The sequence below is a fragment of the Shewanella sp. T24-MNA-CIBAN-0130 genome (assembly GCF_040310185.1).
GTDB classification, from domain to species: Bacteria; Pseudomonadota; Gammaproteobacteria; order Enterobacterales; family Shewanellaceae; genus Shewanella; species Shewanella psychromarinicola.
The window spans coordinates 1-18,029 of sequence record NZ_JBEOPP010000075.1; the positions used below are offsets into that span (position 1 = coordinate 1).

Consider the following 18,029-nt stretch of genomic DNA (forward strand, 5'->3'; position numbering starts at 1 on the left):
GCTTGCTATCGCCCTTACGCTTGCTATCGCCCTTACGCTTGCTATCGCCCTTACGCTTGCTATCGCCCTTACGCTTGATATCGCCCTTACGCTTGATATCGCTCTTACGCTTGCTATCGCCCTTACGCTTGCTATCGCCCTTACGCTTGCTATCGCCCTTACGCTTGATATCGCTCTTACGCTTGCTATCGCCCTTTCGCTTGATATCGCTCGTCACCTAGCATCTAAGCTTTGCTTTTATAGAATCTAGCAGCGTAGCGTTCTAGGTTTTAGGAATAGTGATATTAACAAGGGAGTCAGCATGCTAAATATCTGGAGTCGTTTCATTCCCTCGGGCATACTTTACTTTTATTAACGTTAATTCGACGAGAAACACTATGACACAAGACAATAAAAACACTAGCGACCAGATTAATCGTCGTAGTAAAAATATTACCGAAGGACCGACACGCGCGCCAAATCGTTCGATGTATTACGCTATGGGTTACCAAGCAGAAGACTTCAATAAACCTATGGTTGGTGTAGCCAACGGACACAGCACTATCACTCCGTGCAACAGTGGCCTGCAAAAGTTAGCCGATGCCGCAATCGCAGGTATTGAAGAAGCGGGTGGTAACGCCCAAGTTTTTGGCACCCCGACCATTTCAGATGGTATGGCCATGGGCACCGAGGGCATGAAGTATTCATTGATCAGCCGCGAAGTGATCTCTGACTGTATTGAAACCTGCGTACAGGGTCAGTGGATGGACGGCGTAATAGTTATTGGTGGTTGTGATAAAAATATGCCTGGCGGCCTAATGGGTATGCTGCGTGCCAACGTGCCTTCTATCTATGTGTATGGCGGCACCGTACTACCCGGGCATTATAAGGGTAAAGCACTCAATATCGTCAGTGTTTTCGAAGCCGTGGGTCAACATGCCGCGGGGAAAATGAGCGACGAGGACTTATTGCAAATTGAGCGCCGGGCCGTACCAAGCACAGGTAGCTGCGGTGGTATGTACACAGCGAATACCATGTCGAGCTCATTTGAAGCCCTGGGTATTTCTCTGCCCTATTCATCAACTATGGCTAATCCCCATGACGAGAAAGTGGATTCCGCCAAAGAGTCTGCCAAGGTACTGATTGAAGCAATAAGGCAAAATATCAAACCGCGCGATATTGTTACCCGTAAATCGATTGAAAACGCGGTGGCGGTCATCATGGCCACGGGTGGCTCGACTAATGCCGTGCTGCACTTTTTAGCTATCGCCCATGCGGCTGAAGTGGAATGGACGATTGACGACTTTGAGCGAGTGCGCCAAAAGACACCCGTACTGTGCAACCTCAAACCTAGTGGAGAATACTTGGCTGTGGATCTGCACCAAGCCGGTGGGATCCCGCAGGTCATGAAAATATTATTGTCCGCAGGCCTACTGCATGGCGACTGTTTAACCATCACCGGTCAGAACATTGCAGAAATACTGAAAGACGTGCCCGATGTGCCACGTGCCGATCAGGATGTGATTCGTCCGCTCAGCAACCCAATGTACCAGCAGGGCCACCTGGCCATTCTTAAGGGTAATTTGTCACCCGAAGGCTGTGTGGCCAAAATCACCGGCCTAAAAAATCCGGTAATGACTGGCCCAGCCCGGGTGTTCAACGATGAACAAACCGCTCTGGCAGCCATATTGGCGGGGAGAATAAACGCGGGTGACGTTATGGTATTGCGCTACCTAGGACCTAAAGGTGGCCCCGGGATGCCAGAAATGCTTGCACCTACAGGCGCATTAGTTGGTGCAGGTTTAGGTGAAAGCGTTGGCTTAATCACCGACGGACGCTTTTCCGGTGGTACCTGGGGGATGGTAGTCGGACATGTGGCACCTGAAGCGGCCGCTGGGGGTAATATCGCGTTCATTCATGAAAACGACTCCATCACAATTGATGCTAAACAGTTGCTACTGCAACTGAACATCAGCGATGAGGAGCTTTTTGAGCGTAAAAAAAGCTGGCAAGCGCCAATGCCACGTTACAACCGAGGAGTGCAAGCAAAGTTTGCTTTTAACGCTTCTAGCGCCAGTAAAGGTGCCGTACTCGATGACTTTTAAGCATGACGTTCGTTAGTGCATCATAAAGCCCTATGCAGCATTTTCTGCTTGGGCTTTTTTACAATCTTTTACATCGATCCTAAGACAACAATATGGCTGAAAATATCAGCCGCCGAGATAAGACATCGCCACTTTTTTGTTTCTTCGGATTTCTTCTGTACCAAGTTCAAAATAGCGGATTCATTAGTAGATTAACCTCATCCCTGAGGTTACAGATTAGTCATTTCAACACAGTGCTAGGCTTCGGGCTAAACACCCGAAGCGCAGGCCGAGAAACGATGGTCTTCGTTGTTATAAGTTGTTGATTAATTGTCACTAGATTTTCAACTTTCGGCCTCGAATCGCATCATTTATCGTCTGACTAATGCTTATATATTGTCTTTAATGATTAATTTTTATAACCCTTGATCCTTGGCCATTTGTATCGCGATTTGTGGTGCATTCCAAAGAGAAGGCAGCAATATGATCGACACAGGGACCGCGGTGATAATAATGAAGGATTGCAGCGCAGATATCCCCCCAGAACCGAGGGAAATCAAAATTAACGCTGTGACCCCCATCATGACCCCCCAAAATATACGGATCATTGCATTGGGCTCTGTTTCACCACTGATGACGACACTGATGGTATAAGTCATCGAATCACCGGTGGTGACGATAAAAATAGTCGTCAATACTAAGAATAAAATCGAGATCACCGTCGGGAAAGGCAATTGTGATGTTACTGCCAGTAATGCACCGGGCAAGTTAAAACCTTCAAACGCGCCACTCACGCTGCCAGGATTGGCAATTTCAAATGCCAAGCCAGAGCCACCGACAACCGTAAACCAAAAACAGGTTACCAAGGGCGCAATAATGCTAGTCGTCGAGATGAGTTGGCGAAGACTTCTGCCACGAGAAATTCGCGCAATAAAAATTGCCATCATTGGGCTATAACCAACGAACCATCCCCAAAAGAAGACGGTCCATCCGCTTAACCAACTTTCATCACCTCTAAATGTCGCCATCGGAATGAAGTTATTAAGCAGACTACCCACCCCTTGGATATAACCATTAATAATAAAGTTTGTTGGACCAAAAATGAGAATATAAAGCATTAAAGCAGAGGCGAGGATCACATTATAACGACTCAATGTTTGCATGCCTCGATTCAAACCACTTAACGCCGATAAGGTATATAAGGCAATGGCAAACAAGATAATGATTAATTGTGTCGTAAAACCATCAGGAATATCAAACAGCGCATTTAATGCGTAACTAACCTGTAACCCAAGGAAACCAATAGGACCGATGGTGCCAGCGGCAACACCGATAATGCAGCAGGCATCAATCAATGCACCAGTATGGCCTTTCAGCGCTCGCTCACCAAGAACAGGATAAAGAAGGATCCTTGGTTTTAGCGGTAAACCTTTATCATAATGTAGATGCATCACCACAATAGCCGTTAAGCTACCGACGATAGCCCACGCGAGGAAGCCCCAATGCATAAAGGATTGCGATAATGCATTAACAGCAACTTGCTGAATATCTCCTGATGCGCCATACAAAGGCGGAGGACTAACAAAATGGGCTATAGGCTCAGCAGCAGCCCAAAAAACACCACCACCGGCAAGTAGCGTACAAAATATAATAGCCATCCAACGAAAGGTACCCATTTCAGGTTTAGCAATCCCACCTAAAATAACATTCCCAGTACGACCTGCAGCTAACGCTAGACTAATTAAAAAGGTAAGTAATAATAATACTTGCCAATAAGGGCCGAACACATTTACCGACCACGAAAAACCAGTATTGACCAAACTGGCTAACAGTTCACTGTCGAATAAAGCCAGTAAAACAAACAAGCAGATAAATCCACCACTATACCAAAAGGCTGGATTGCTTAAGGCCAATTTTTCCGCTGTAGAGCTCTTCTCTACTGAGCGGGGGGCCGAACGAGGATCGCATACATTACTGCTAGTTGCAGCTAACGAAGTCGTTATATCAGCCACTTTAAAGCTGTCCGTTAAATCAGTCATCTCTGACTCCAAAAGTTTTTTGCTACTAAAAGATTTTTGCCACTACTAGTACCTAGTACCAAAAAAAACGACAGAGACTATCAGCCTATATTTTTAAAATCAACCCTAACTAGGTTGTGAGCTTTCTTCGGAAGATCTTTTTCCTCGCTAGTTTAGGGTCAGCTAAAGCGATTTAAATTGTATCTTACGATTTTATCAAGGCAGAACATTGGCTTACTGCAACTCGTACCTTGCTAAGTACTCAATGAAAAGATAAACAGTGAAATGATTAAATGAAATTAACTTACAGTTCAGTTAGCTAAGTCCAACTTGAGCAGAAGATTTAATCGCGGCAATCTCAATTAAGCATAATAAATATGCCGTTTGAGCACTTTTTATTCTGCTGGTTATCAACTTTAGTGGGTGATTATTTATAGAATAAATTTTTCAGCGCTGTAAACCTTGCAGCCCATTCTTCTAGTCACTATCTCAATATGAGCTCGGCGATTATATGCGTCTTGCCATTGTTACTAAGCTCACTTTGTAGTGGCTAAGTAATACTCGCCGCTTTTTTAGACTCATGGTTGTAAATTGATTGAGATAGAAACTAGTCCCATTCATTACAGATGTCAGTTTATGGCAAATTGATATGAGGATATTGTTAATGGCTAGTTACTCTACATTGCTTTGGGGCTTTAATGAGTGAGATAAATATCCTAAGTTAATGAGTAACTTAATTGATCTTAATCTCAGTACCATTCGTAAGGATGGTATTGATAATAAAAATAACCCTTTAACAAGGTCAGTAAACTTTTAACATATTCATAGTGCCAGCATTCAGGCAATAACGGCGACGCTTATAGTTGCAGGTTTTGTTTTTGTGCCGGCGTCTGATGCTGACCACCATGGTATGAAATGCCATTGTTGATATAGCCGCTGACAATGATTGTTTAACAATGTTGTCGTAGCAGGCAAAGCGGGTTAACTTGTCGATACGCTATGAAATGTGGATGATAACGTGGTATTAAAAGACGAGGTAAAGGTATATATTTTGTAAGTGATTTATCTTTTGGACAAAACACCTTTACAAGCGCCCTTTTAAATTCGATGGTATTTCCATGTTCAAAGTCAGATGTTGGATCACCTCATTATTTAAAGGGTAAACCGTAAACAATGGAACTAGAAGCATTAGACCAGAGCCTTTTATTTGACTTTACACTATATTCAGTCAGTCTAAATATTAAATAAAAAAATTATTTTTAGGGAACAACACCATGTACATGATAGTTAAACATACCCATTTGACCATAATTGCGCTTACGTTTATCTTTTTCATCATTAACTTTGTGTTGACGATGAAAGGGTCTGACAAGGTTAATAATAAACTACTGAAGATTGGCCCACATATTTTATATACTCTGTTTATCTTCACCTTTATCTATCTGGTTGCCGTTAATCCACTTAAATTGTACCCCTTCGTAAATGGGTGGGCATCATCTAAATTAGGTGGTTTCGTACTCTATGTACTGTCTATTACCTTTGCGCTTAAGTGGGCTAAGTCAAATTTGTGGCGTATTGTGGGCTTAATTAGTGCAATATTTTGGTTCGTCATGAGTGCACGACTTGGTTTTGCCGATCATCTTAAAGTCAAAGGTATAAGCGAAGATACTAATGCTTATATTGAGTTAGGACAGTCCATGTTAACAGCGATTTGCTAGGCTATTTCAATTGAAGTGGTTAAGTAATGTTAACCACGGTTTGATAAAATAAGCACTGACTCGCTCGATCTTTATGTCATTCGATAGCTTTTTGTCACTGGCAAAAGATAGTCATTCACGCTGAGGCAAAAGCGCTCTAGGGAAGATGAATGGTTGATAGTCCTAGAGAGCAGTAAATCTATGAATAACTTCTTGATAAGTGTAAATTACTCTGCAAATTCCAAAAATGATTTTGCATAAATAGCCTTATCGTACCATTCTGGTTTTTCAGAGCAGAAAATTTTGTCTTGGGGGGCTATATCAGGGTTAGCATCTAAGCACCCTGCAGGCACAACTAAAGCTTTACCTGAACCAGAAAGGTCAGGTACTCCACATCCACACTCAGTACAAAACGCTTTCGATATAGAACGACCAGCAACATCAAAACGTTTAACTAATTCGAAACCACTCAACCATGTAATATTATCAGGTTGTGTGAATAAATTTGAAGCATGAGCACTGCCGGTTGTCTTTTGGCATTGTCTACAATAACAAAAGTGAAATTTATCGAAATTATTATTCATTTCGAAAGTAACTTTCCCGCATAAGCAACTACCTGTAATTTTTGACATTAGACTCCCTCCGTAACTGATTGCATTTAATACTTCAATACGGGATGTGAGTTTTTGCGTCACAGCCCATCTTGTTAGGTGCATATAATTGATGTGTTATATGACTATTTGATATTAGCTTTCATCTTTAACAAACTTTTGGGTTAACATTTTGCCTTTACCCCCTTCTGCATTGGACCATAACATTGTTATCTGACCCGCTTATCGTTATATCTACATCCACTTTCAAGACCATCAGCAAATGATGACTCTCTGCTCATTAACAAGAGTGCATAGGCACAAATATCAATAGCAAAAATGATAGCGAGTTCAAAAATTTGAGGACCAATCCATTTCATCGGTTGTTCACGTTTCCAACTGTATTGGCGTCTACCCGCACATGAAAACGGGGCTAACGACGCAGTGCAGCAGTGGCAACTTCCCATATACAGGGGAAGGTATCTCTTCTAAGCACAATTGTTGGTATAGGTCGGGTCATCACTCATTACCGCAAAATACACTTAACAAAATACGAGTGTTTAAATCATTGCCACAGATCTTAGATGGTCCTGTTTACGCAATATGCGCGCCCGATAGGGACCAAACGGACGCAATTGGTCTGGTCGCCGCGGTCGAGCTTCCATGTCGGCTGCCTGTTTGCGCCATTGCGCCACCGCGATCAGGATTTATCGTCAGCTTCCACATCGGCCTCGCGTTCAGCCTCGGCCTTTTCGGCGGCCCAAGCACCTGCTGCCTCCACCGCCACAAATGACGCGGTGGGCAGTACACCAAGATAGCTTTCGGTTTCGTCCACTGGGGTGACCGCGCGCTGCGTCATGCGGTAAAGCGCATAAAACGCGATAGCACAGAAGGTCGCGCCAAGCACCAGCCAGAATCCGTAGGGGCCAAGCCCTTGCATCGCCAAGCCAGTAACCAGTGGGCCTAAGATCGCGCCCAGTCCGAAGGTGAAAACTAACCCCCCGGAGGCCGCTGGCATATCTTCGGTCGAAAGAGAATCGTTAGCGTGGGCCAGTAACAAGGCATAGAGCGGCATTGCCACACCGCCAGCGAAGAAGGCGGACACCATCAAGGGCCACAGACCGCCGCTAGTGAGCCAACCCAATGCGCAAGATGCCGCGCCGAGAGAGGCTGCTCCGAAAATCAACTTACGCCGATCCATCTGGTCCGAAAGCCAGCCGATGGGATATTGCAATACCAAAGCCCCGGAGAACAGCATCGCGATGAACAGCGCTATCTGTGTCGCCGTGAGCCCTATCTGAGTGCCGAAAACCGCGCCCATACCCGTTTGCGTCGCGAAGGCGCTGCCAAGCAAAAATATCCCGACGGTGCCGAGCGGCGAGCCGGTGTAAAGGTCACGCAAAGGCATAGGACGGACAACTTCGACAACTGGGACCGGGGTGGCGGAAAGCAGGATTGGCGCAAAGGAGATCGAAACGAGAATCGAGGCACACATAAACAGCACTGAGGTCCCGGCATCGCCTAACGTCAGCAGGCCCTGTGCGCCGATGATACCCAGCGTCTGCGCGATCATATAAGCCGACAGCACCTTGCCGCGCGTCTCATTGGTGGCAGCGTTGTTCAGCCAACTCTCGGCAGTGACATAGATACCCGACATGCAAATGCCCAAGAGCAGTCGCAGCACAGTCCAAGCCCAAGGTTCGGTCAGCAACGGAAAGGCGATCAGCCCCGCCGACATAAAGCTGCCAAGCGCCGCGAAGACGCGCACATGCCCTACCCGTTTGATCATCAGCGGAGATAAGCGCGCGCCCAACAGAAAACCCATAAAATAGCCCGATGTAACGATGGCCAGTTCAGCAGTCGAAAAACCCTCAATCCCGCCGCGCAGGCCGATAAGGGTGAAATGCATGCCGTTGCCGAGCATGATGAACACAATGCCGAGTAAAAGGGGCCAGACCCTGAACAACACTTTAATCATGAAACCTCCTTTCGCGCCCTGTTGATTTTTTGTGCAGCCTGCGGCTTTGCCGCGTCCAACTGCATGCGTTTGTTATTTGAGCCGATAATTGCCATTGAAAGTTCAAATCCAGATGGTTTTGTGCGCAGCTGTGAAGATAAAGCTTGATTAGCCATTGAAAAGGAATGCCTTTGTCGTCAGCCATTTCGTTAGAATAGGCTATAGTCTCTTTATCAAGCCTGATTGTGATTTATTCGTTTAATGTCTGTGTATAGGGATGGCTGGACAGAATTTGAAAAGTCATATTGTTTACCCATGGCGAAATTCCTCGAATATTTACGTTCGAATTTTTCTGGTTTTCGAGCAGATATTATTCGAATTGATTCATCTGTTTTCACTTAAAGGCAAACCACAAGCAATGTTAACGCTATGCCGATTCCAAGAGGGATGAATATATCTTCCTCATCACAATGGTCGGAGTCTTTAATCAATCGAGCATGTGGATCAAAAAACTGTTTGTGTTCCCTAAAAAAATGCCGTGTCACTTCCAAATTGAAGACTCTTTAGCTCGGTCCACTCAATCGTATATCTTACATGCGTGCATTATAATTATTACATAATTATAAACAAGCGGCTTCTAACCATATCATTTTCTGTTATATCACGGCTCGCCATGCTGATATGGATTTTACGACATAAGCAAGTGCCCTATGCTCGTAATAGGCTGCGCACTAAGGTGCAAACCATCTCATCCTGTTATCGCTACTTTACAAGCTCGATCTGGCCAAGGGTATTTAACCCGACGGGATGAGCCGCAAGATAGCAGATTAACTACGTCCTTAAATATTGGCGTGATCTCAGGTTTTAGGAGTGACTTCTATTTTGGCACGAATAGGCCTATCTATTAGCCAGTTTGCGTTTAGGGATTATGCATTATTATGATCCAGTCTTATCGTTTCAAATCAATTAATGATCCACCCTTATGGTTTCGGGTTTTATCATTCGGTTTACAACTTTTGCCTAATCTGTTGATTTCCGACACAGGCGGTTCCAGCCTTAACGTTGCAATAACATGTGAATGATATGCCATTTAGGCCGTTTGCATGTTAAGCACGAACAATATTTTCTTTATTAGCTTCTCTTAAAACCAATCCCCTTACCTTTGGCGTCAGTAATTGTCCCATATACTTCACTTATACTTATTGGATAAACATAAGTCTCTTATTATGTGATTGATTACCGTTAATTTTAAAATACTTCACGAGCATGTCCTTACTAGAATATATCCCTTCACTATCTCGATCAGACATATCACTTGCTACGATATAATTGTCAATTTCACTAATTATTTTGCCATACTGATTCTTCGATGATGATCACACAACGCCACAATTATCAATATTCGCCATGTTGCTAATACTTTGATTAGCGGTGCGAGTAAAATGTCCGCTGCAGCAAGGGGTTAGTTTTAAATGGCAAAAAGAAGAGTGCTAAAATAGCGTTTCGATTTACAACCCATTTTATAAGCAATGGAATTGAGATACTTAATAAAAATGCTAAGATAGCCAGTGATGTCAAAAATATTATATTATCTGCTGTACTTTTAGAAGTATAACCATATGCATAACTATACGCATTGTATTCAATCCATTTGTGAAATATGAGAATATATAGACTAGAGCTCCCTAGTGCCAACGGTATACGCATTAAGGCTTTATTTTTTGCAATAAACCATGAAACACTCAGTATAAAGTAAATGCCGCATGCGGCCCCTAACGTCGCTAAAGTAGGTACTTTATATAGTCGCTTATTTAAGTCGGTGTGCGCTTCTGAAAACGATATAATACATATAAAAATAATTATAGATAAAATAAATAGATAAGTATTTGGAGAAAAGTTAATAATCTTATCTTTAAGTAAGAAACCCGATATAAAGTATACCGATGTTATCAATATGATATCGATTGAAAATGGTAGTTCTGGCAATTTGATGAGCGAGTTAAAGATCGTTAAATCACTATCGCTAACCATACCAATTAATAATGAACCAGAAAATAAAAATATCAGTAATAAAATAGACTTGTTATAGTAAGATAAGGCGTTAAACCGAGTAAAGCGAAAAATAAAATAACTAAAGCAATATACTGAAAATAAGTGAGTTAGAAACCATAATGGCACCCATCTTATGGTGTTGCCATTTCCATAAAAAATACCTTTTAGCTGGGATATAAGATTATCATCTTGAGAAATAACACTGAAGAAAAAAAGCATAAAAAGCACAGAAAAGTATGGTTTGAGCAGCGCTTCTGCTTTTTTAAAAATAAACGCTTTAGGAGAAATTGAATAAGAAAAAAACACCCCAGATAAAAAGAAAAACAGTGGCAACCGAAACAAAGCCATTGGTTCAATTATTTCTGGAAAAAAAGACTTCAAATTACTGTGAAAAATAGCCACTAAAGTAATTGATATACCTTTTGCTACATCAATATAAATAGTGCGATTTATCATATCTACCTCAGAAAGCAATCGAACACCATGTAAGCGGAAGATAATCGGTGACTATAATCTTTGATCTATAAAGCTATAGCCAACTGTTATTCTTCGTTTGATTGCAACCACATCTACTTTTCGCTCAACATGGTTTTGAACCATTTATGCTTAAGCCTATTAAGGGAATTACACTAAATCCATTTAGGCTAAATTATTCAGTCAAAATTCTAAACTACAACATTAAAGTTAGCACAAAAAACAATTCAAGCAAATGCCAGAAATTTTAACTAAAAAGCACATTTTTAAAAAAATACCGATAACAAGTAGCAACAACTACCGTTTTAGTCTTTATGCATTGCGCAGTTTTCAAACCTACACTCTACTTTGACATTAGAGTAAACACTTGTTTTTAATTGTTATTTATGTTTTATAAAAGTATAAGCGCGTACTATTTATCTAATATTACTGTGAACATCATCAAAAATTAATAATAGTATATCCGTACCATTTTATTGTGAGCTCTTATGATGACCAAAAGTCCGTTTCTAAATCAAATGAGACAAGAAATGCATATGCGGGAATATCGCATTAGAACTGAAAAAGCCTACTTTTATTGTAAAATCTGCAGCAAATGCACCACCGACAGCTGTGCTGCTGATATAACAAATTAAATACCGGCAAGGTAGGGAAATGCTATCGACAACACCGATAAAATAAACATCTACAAAGGATGTAAAGCCTTTATTATATGGCTACAATTAATCTTTTTTGTTTTATCATCGGCTCAGCGTCAAGCTCAATCGAGACAATATTAGCGTCAATAATCTGCTTTTCAGAACAACAATTTCTGCCTTTATGCTTTGACTCGTAAAGCGCCCTATCGGCAGTTTCCATCAGTACCCTCGGATTGCATCCTCGATGCGGAATGATCGAGCTTACCCCAAAGCTTGCAGTAACCCAGGGATTACCAGATGCTTTACTGTGAGGGATTTTAAGCGCTTCAATGGTTTTTCGAATACGCTCTGCAACTAGCATCGCACCATTTGAGTCTGTTTCCGGCAGAATAACGGCAAACTCTTCTCCTCCGATACGCGCTATTTTGTCCAGATGCCTAAGATCCATCCCTTTCAGCGTACTCGCCACGCTAAGTAGGCAATTATCGCCTTGCTGGTGACCAAAAGTATCGTTAAACATTTTAAAACAATCGATATCCATCATGATCACCGCCATTGCGGTTGCAGATCGGGATGCTCTTTGCCACTCATCAGAGAAAATCTCATCAAATTTCCTTCTGTTAACCAGTCCTGTAAGACCATCTAGTGTTGATAGCATTAGCAGTTGTTGGTTAGTTTCTTCAAGCTGTTGCTGTAATTCTTCCAGCTCGGCTAGCTTATGATCGAATTCTATGTTTTTTTGGTGCAGTGCATGTTTTTGTTCATATAACTGAAGAAAAACGCTGATTTTACTGCTGAAGATGTCGGCATTAAGGGGTTTAACTAGGTAATCAACGGCTCCGGATTGGTAGCCTTTAAATATGTTTGCGTCAGCACTTGATTCTGCAGTAATAAAGATAATCGGGATATTCCGGGTTTTCTTATTCCCTCGCATCAATTCAGCAACTTCATAACCATCCATCGTCGGCATCCTTACATCTAGCAGTACCAGAGCAAAGTCATTGTCGAGTGTATGGGCTAGCGCTTGTTCTCCAGAAGTTGCTCTGATAAGTGTTACGTTAAACTCAGAGAGAAGATGATCTAATGTAATCAGATTTTCTATCCGGTCATCTACAATCAAAATTTTAGGGGGTGCTAGCATAGTTAACATTCACATATAGTATTTAAAAAGTGACCTATATCTTTCAGAGAAAGAATATGGTCTGCATTGGCAGCCTCTATTGCTGCTTGTGGCATAGTCTTTACTTCGGCGCTGTCTAAAGACTGAACAACCGTTAACCCACCCCGTTGTTTTATTTTTTTTAGCCCTGCCGCGCCATCTGAATTTGCGCCGCTAAGGATAATGCCAATTAACTCGTTGCCAAAGTAATCAGCTGCACTCTCAAACAGCACATCAATGGAAGGGCGAGAGTAGTTAACCGGGGGATCGATTGAAAGTGCGGTACAACCATCAAACCCAACAAGAAGATGATAATTAGACGGCGCAATATATAAGCTCCCGCGTTTAATCGGATCTTTATCTTCCGCTTCTTTGACAGCCAAAGCCGTTTTAGCTGCAAAGTGAGTGGCTAAGTGACTCTCAACATGCGGGCTGATATGTTGCGCTAATAATATCGGTATGCAGAAAGTTGATTTTAGTTCAGCAAGTATTGCGCCTACAGCCGCTAATCCGCCGGCTGACGCACCAATAACCACGGCTCTATAATGTATATTATTACAGCTCATGGCTTATCTCCCGCGTTTTTTTCGATAGATTTTTTCTGGTTCTGAAACCAATTCGAACTTATCAGCTATGTCTGCAAATCTAAGGCTCTCTTTTGAGCCTAAGCATAAAAATCCGCCAGGTATTAGGCTATCATAAAATAGATTAAAGACTCGGTTTTGTAACTCTCGGGTAAAATAGATAAGAACATTGCGGCAAAAAATAACGTGCATCTCACCAAAAGCACCATCGGTTGCCAGATTATGAGGAGTAAAAAGTACTTTATCTTTCAGTACATTTTTCATGATCACATGATCATAATCTGCCGTGTAATAATCCGAAAATGAGGCGCTACCATTAGCAGCCTGATAGTTAGCGCTATACTGGCGAATTAAATCCATTGGGTAGATCCCTTTTTTCGCCTTTTCTAAAATGGACTCATTAAAATCGGTCGCATACACCTGCGCCCGCTCTTTCAAAGACTCCTCGTGTAAAATAATTCCCATCGAATAGACTTCCTGTCCCGCAGAGCAACCAGCATGCCAAATTTTTAAAAAGGGGTAAGTGTGTAGATGTGGGATCACCAGTTCCCTTACTTTTTTATAGAACCAGGGATCACGAAACATTTCAGTGACATTGATGGACAGATCCAATAAGAGTTGTTCAAAAAAATTAGCATCATGAATCACTTTATGCTGCATTTCTGCGTAATTTTTTATTCCTTCTATGCCGCAACGATACTCCAACCTTCTCTTGGTGTGAGCAAGAGAATACTCTCTAAAGTCATAACCATATTTTATATAAATGGCTTCGAGCAGAAGCTGAATTTCCAGCTGTTCATTTGTTATATCATTCATATTAGTATAACCAGACTCGTATCATTGACAGGAGCTTTTCGCTATCGATGGGTTTGGTAAGATAATCACTAGCCCCGGCTTCAATACATTTACTTCTGTCACCTTTCATCGCTTTTGCAGTGAGTGCAATAATGGGTAGGTTGTTATGCTTTCTCTGCATGCGGATCTGTTGCATCGCTTCATAACCATCCATTTTAGGCATCATTATATCCATGAGTACGATATCGACATCTGGATTTTCTGTTAATTTAACAAGACATTCCATACCGTCTCGTGCGATGGTGATATCCATGCCTTTATCTTCTAGAATGCTGGAAAGAGCAAAAACATTTCTCATATCATCATCAACCAATAGCACTTTTTTACCACTTAGCACTGACTCTTTATTGTGCACGGCTTTTAAAATACGCCGCTGTTCAGCCGGCAAATTAGCCTCAATCCGATGTAGAAACAGGGCTGACTCATCTAATAACCGCTCTGGAGATTTAACACCTTTAATGATAATGCTTTCGGCATAACGATTAAGCTCTTTTTCTTCGGCTGCAGTCAGATCTCTACCGGTGTAGACGATAATGGGGACTCGCGCAGCCGTTTCGCTGCGTCTTATCGCTTCGAGTAACTCAAAGCCGCTAATATCTTCTAACCCAAGATCTAGGATCATACAGTCGTAACGATTTCTTTCGAGTTCATCTAACGCCTGCTTCCCTGTTGAAACAGCAACAATATCTAGATCGTCTTCACCAATCAGCTGCTTAATGCTTGCTCGCTGAATGTCATCGTCTTCAACAATAAGTAGTCGTTTGACTGATTTAGAGATAATACCTTCAATGTTAGCGAAGGCTTTATCTAATTTTTTGATATCGACTGGCTTGGTTAAATAGCCAATCGCGCCCATCCGCATCGCCTCAAGATTGTTATCACTGGCTGACATAAAATGCACCGGAATGTGGCGTAAACTTGGATTTTCTTTAAGGCGTTCCATCACTGTCCACCCGTCGATACCCGGCAGACCAATATCCAAAATAATGGCACTCGGTTTATAATAATCGGCAAAGTGCAGGCCGGTTTCACCGGTTTCCGCGACGATGCATTTAAAGCCTCTTTCACGGCCAAAGTCGCGCATAACGCCGGCAAAAGCTCGGTCATCTTCGATAATCAGCAGCGTTCTATCTTCAGGAGCAGGATCAGAAATGATAGATTGTCTGTCATCCTCCACATAGCTTGCAATTTTGGGTATATCTGCGGCAACAGAAATAACTGCGGCCTCTGAATTAGAGGTTCGAGATTCATGAATCTTGGGTGCTAGAAGTTTAGGCACATTTTCTGCAGAAGCGCCTTTCGCTTGGTACTCAAGGGGTAAAAACACGGTAAAAGTACAACCTTTACCTTCTTCACTTTGCAGCTCAATTGAACCACCGAGTAAATGGGTAAGCTCTTTAGAGATAGACAAGCCAAGTCCGGTCCCACCATAATTGCGGCTAGTACTTCCATCGGCCTGCTGAAAGGCCTGAAAGATAGCAAGATGCTGCTCTTTTTTTATGCCAATACCGTCATCTTTTACTGAGAAAGCCACTAAATTATGCAAAGGCATGTGCAACTTTTTAGCGATTTCTGCTGAAGGCCGAGCTATATCAAGCGTTACAGCACCTTCATGGGTAAACTTAAATGCATTGGTCAATAGATTACGTAAAACTTGTTGCAGGCGCTGAGAATCAGTCCGTATAGTATCAGGAAGGTTGTCGGCTAAATTTATCTGAAAGTCTACGCCCTTATCTGCCGCCATATCCTGATATAAACGGCTAATATCAGATTCAATAGCAGTAAAACTGACATCTTCAATATGCAGATCAACTTTGCCAGCTTCTACTTTAGAAAGATCTAAAATCTCATTGATTAATGAAAGCAAATCTGCACCAGATGAGTTGATTGCATTGGCAGATTCAATTTGCTTATTAGTCAGATTATTATCTTTGTTATTGGCAAATAACTGCGAGAGTATCAGAATACTATTCAATGGTGTTCTTAACTCATGGGACATGTTCGCTAAAAATTCGGATTTATATTTACTTGAAATTTCGAGCTCTTTTGCTTTTTCTTCAACTATTTGTTGCGCGGAATAAAGCTGATCATTTTTCCCCTGCATCTCAATTTGTTGGCTTTCAAGTGCTTTGGTGCGTTCCTCCAATTCTTCATTGGTGACGCGCAGTTCTTCTTGCTGCGCTTGCAGCTCAGTTTCAGATTCTTTGAGTACTTTGGTTTGCTCTTCGAGCTCTTCGTTAGTAACGCGCAACTCTTCCTGTTGGGTCTGCAGAGCTTGCTCAGAAAGTATTAACGCTTCTGTTTGTTGTTTCAGTTTATGGTTAGATTTACTTAAACTTTCCTGATGATGTTGCGCCTGCTCAAGCAGTGAGCTGATCTCAAGACGGGCATTGGCAGCATTAAACAAAATGGCAGCACTGCCAATCACTTCTCTGACGAATGTCTTCTGCAGTGCGCTAAAGGGTGTAATAGAGCCAAGTAATACAACACCCAGTAAATGTTCATCTACCGCCAGAGGTATTGCCATAAAATGACTGGGCGTCACCTCACCCACCCCATAATTTAATACTGGCGCATTTTGAACTACACCGGAAAATATAAGGATCTCTTTCTCAAGTGCAGCTTGCCCTACCATGCCCTCACCCAGCCGGATCTGGTTAAAATTACCTTGCCTGTCCGTAAACGAATAACTGGTTTTAAGTACTAAAATATCTTGGTCTAACAGATATAAAGCGCCAAGTTGCGCGTTCATATGTTTGCTGAAAAAAGAGATAAACAAATTTGAAAGATCGCTGAGTTGCAGATCACCGCGCAGTTGATTATCGAGGCTCTCTTTACCTGAATTAATCCAATCCAGCTCACGCAGCTTTTCGGCCATATTATTGAGTGCCAAGCCTAAATCACCGATCTCATCCCCCCGGTCTAACACTAAAGATGTGTTCAATGTTCCTTTTGCAATATCCTGCGCAAATTTCATGCTGTGGATAAGCGGATCAGTGACAGAACGGGAAAAATTAACAGCGATAAAGCTGATAATAAAAAAGACAATCGCTGCTGCAGCGAATATTGCCTGATAAAGAAAAAAGATCGGCTCGGTGACTTCATCTTCATTGATTTTAGAGATCAGATGCCAATTGTATCCGGGGACGTTGAGCTGGGTATAAATCACAAGCACCGAGCGACCAGCACTGTCTATATAGGTATTTTGCCCGCCTATTTCTCTGGCGTTTTTTGCATCCGTCCAGTAGCCTAAATCTTTGTCGAAACTAAAGCCTACGACATACCTGCCATTCCCCATAGTGGCAAGATCACTGCGGAACTCAATTTTAGTAGAGTGCGGATTCTCGCCAATAAGATACGATTCGCCAGTTTTCCCCAGACCGACACGTGAATCAACAATATTAGAAATCAGACTGGGTAATATTTTTACCGCGACAACGGCGATGATATTGCCCCGGCTATCGCGTACAGGACTAGAAAAATAGGCCGTTTTTTGTTGGCCAAGCGTATTACTTGAATCGAAATCAGAAAATGCAGTTTCACCGCTAGTAATCGCCTTGTTCCAAGCTTGCGTTAGCGCAGGGTCATTGCCCTTATTAGTGGCAAGTAATGAACCTAATCGCGGTTTCTCTTTTATAGAGAATAGAATGGTTGCCTCTTTAGGATCTAAAATTAAAAAGTCATCATAATCATAATTGCTGATAAAAGTTTCAAAAAAAGAGCTGTCATCATCTTTAGTGGTTACTTGACGTTCATCCATGTTCTGAATGAACTCTTTCAGCCTTATTGTCCTGGCAAGCGTATCTAAACTAATTAAACGCTCTTTAAAGAAGGTGTCGATAGAGGTGGAACGCAGCGATTGTATGTAAGCGCTCAATTAACCGCACATACCAATAACCTTCAAATGTGACATGATTATTTCCTAACTAAATCTAGGAAAAC

Annotated in this window: 12 protein-coding genes; 2 read left to right on the forward strand and 10 right to left on the reverse strand. The window is 42.2% G+C overall.

Annotated elements, in window-relative coordinates; translation table 11 throughout:
• Window positions 1-217: hypothetical protein (locus tag AAEZ02_RS19800; protein WP_351124668.1), on the reverse strand; the 217-nt coding region annotated here is incomplete at its 3' end.
• A 160-nt stretch (window positions 218-377) separates the two neighbouring features.
• On the opposite strand from AAEZ02_RS19800, the gene ilvD reads away from it, so the two are divergent.
• Entirely contained in the window at window positions 378-2,084 is a 1,707-nt protein-coding gene (ilvD, locus tag AAEZ02_RS19805; protein ID WP_351124671.1) for a dihydroxy-acid dehydratase, read from the forward strand.
• Window positions 2,085-2,479: 395 nt separating this feature from the next.
• Here the strand turns inward: ilvD and AAEZ02_RS19810 are convergent, their stop codons facing one another.
• Window positions 2,480-4,102 carry a BCCT family transporter gene (locus AAEZ02_RS19810; RefSeq protein WP_351124673.1) on the reverse strand — a complete coding sequence of 541 codons (1,623 nt, stop codon included), beginning with the start codon at window positions 4,100-4,102 and terminating at the stop codon, window positions 2,480-2,482.
• A gap of 1,253 nt (window positions 4,103-5,355) precedes the next feature.
• Here AAEZ02_RS19810 and AAEZ02_RS19815 point away from each other — a divergent pair.
• Window positions 5,356-5,799, forward strand: a complete 444-nt coding sequence (locus AAEZ02_RS19815) for a SirB2 family protein (RefSeq protein WP_101031506.1) — start codon at window positions 5,356-5,358, stop codon at window positions 5,797-5,799.
• A gap of 206 nt (window positions 5,800-6,005) precedes the next feature.
• Here the strand turns inward: AAEZ02_RS19815 and AAEZ02_RS19820 are convergent, their stop codons facing one another.
• The 8 genes from AAEZ02_RS19820 to AAEZ02_RS19855 form a co-directional block, all read right to left on the reverse strand.
• Window positions 6,006-6,410: a GFA family protein gene (locus tag AAEZ02_RS19820; protein ID WP_124013727.1), complete on the reverse strand. Its 405-nt coding sequence runs from the start codon at window positions 6,408-6,410 to the stop codon at window positions 6,006-6,008.
• Between the two features lie 658 nt (window positions 6,411-7,068).
• The gene (locus AAEZ02_RS19825; protein ID WP_124013728.1) at window positions 7,069-8,346 is read right to left on the reverse strand and encodes an MFS transporter; all 1,278 of its coding nucleotides are present in this window, start codon (window positions 8,344-8,346) and stop codon (window positions 7,069-7,071) included.
• A complete protein-coding gene (locus AAEZ02_RS19830; protein ID WP_164839479.1) occupies window positions 8,343-8,501 on the reverse strand; it encodes a hypothetical protein in 159 nt (52 codons plus the stop codon). The genes AAEZ02_RS19825 and AAEZ02_RS19830 overlap by 4 nt, the downstream gene beginning before the upstream one ends.
• A 1,249-nt stretch (window positions 8,502-9,750) precedes the next feature.
• On the reverse strand, window positions 9,751-10,851 hold the full coding sequence (locus AAEZ02_RS19835) for an acyltransferase family protein (protein WP_351077746.1): 1,101 nt from the start codon (window positions 10,849-10,851) through the stop codon (window positions 9,751-9,753).
• Window positions 10,852-11,559: 708 nt separating this feature from the next.
• Window positions 11,560-12,630 carry a diguanylate cyclase domain-containing protein gene (locus AAEZ02_RS19840; protein ID WP_124013750.1) on the reverse strand — a complete coding sequence of 357 codons (1,071 nt, stop codon included), beginning with the start codon at window positions 12,628-12,630 and terminating at the stop codon, window positions 11,560-11,562.
• 2 nt (window positions 12,631-12,632) lie between these two features.
• Entirely contained in the window at window positions 12,633-13,214 is a 582-nt protein-coding gene (locus AAEZ02_RS19845; RefSeq protein WP_124013730.1) for a chemotaxis protein CheB, read from the reverse strand.
• Between the two features lie 3 nt (window positions 13,215-13,217).
• A complete protein-coding gene (locus tag AAEZ02_RS19850) occupies window positions 13,218-14,048 on the reverse strand; it encodes a CheR family methyltransferase (RefSeq protein WP_124013731.1) in 831 nt (276 codons plus the stop codon).
• Between the two features lies 1 nt (window position 14,049).
• Entirely contained in the window at window positions 14,050-17,964 is a 3,915-nt protein-coding gene (locus AAEZ02_RS19855; protein ID WP_502959599.1) for a response regulator, read from the reverse strand.
• Window positions 17,965-18,029: the final 65 nt, after the last annotated feature.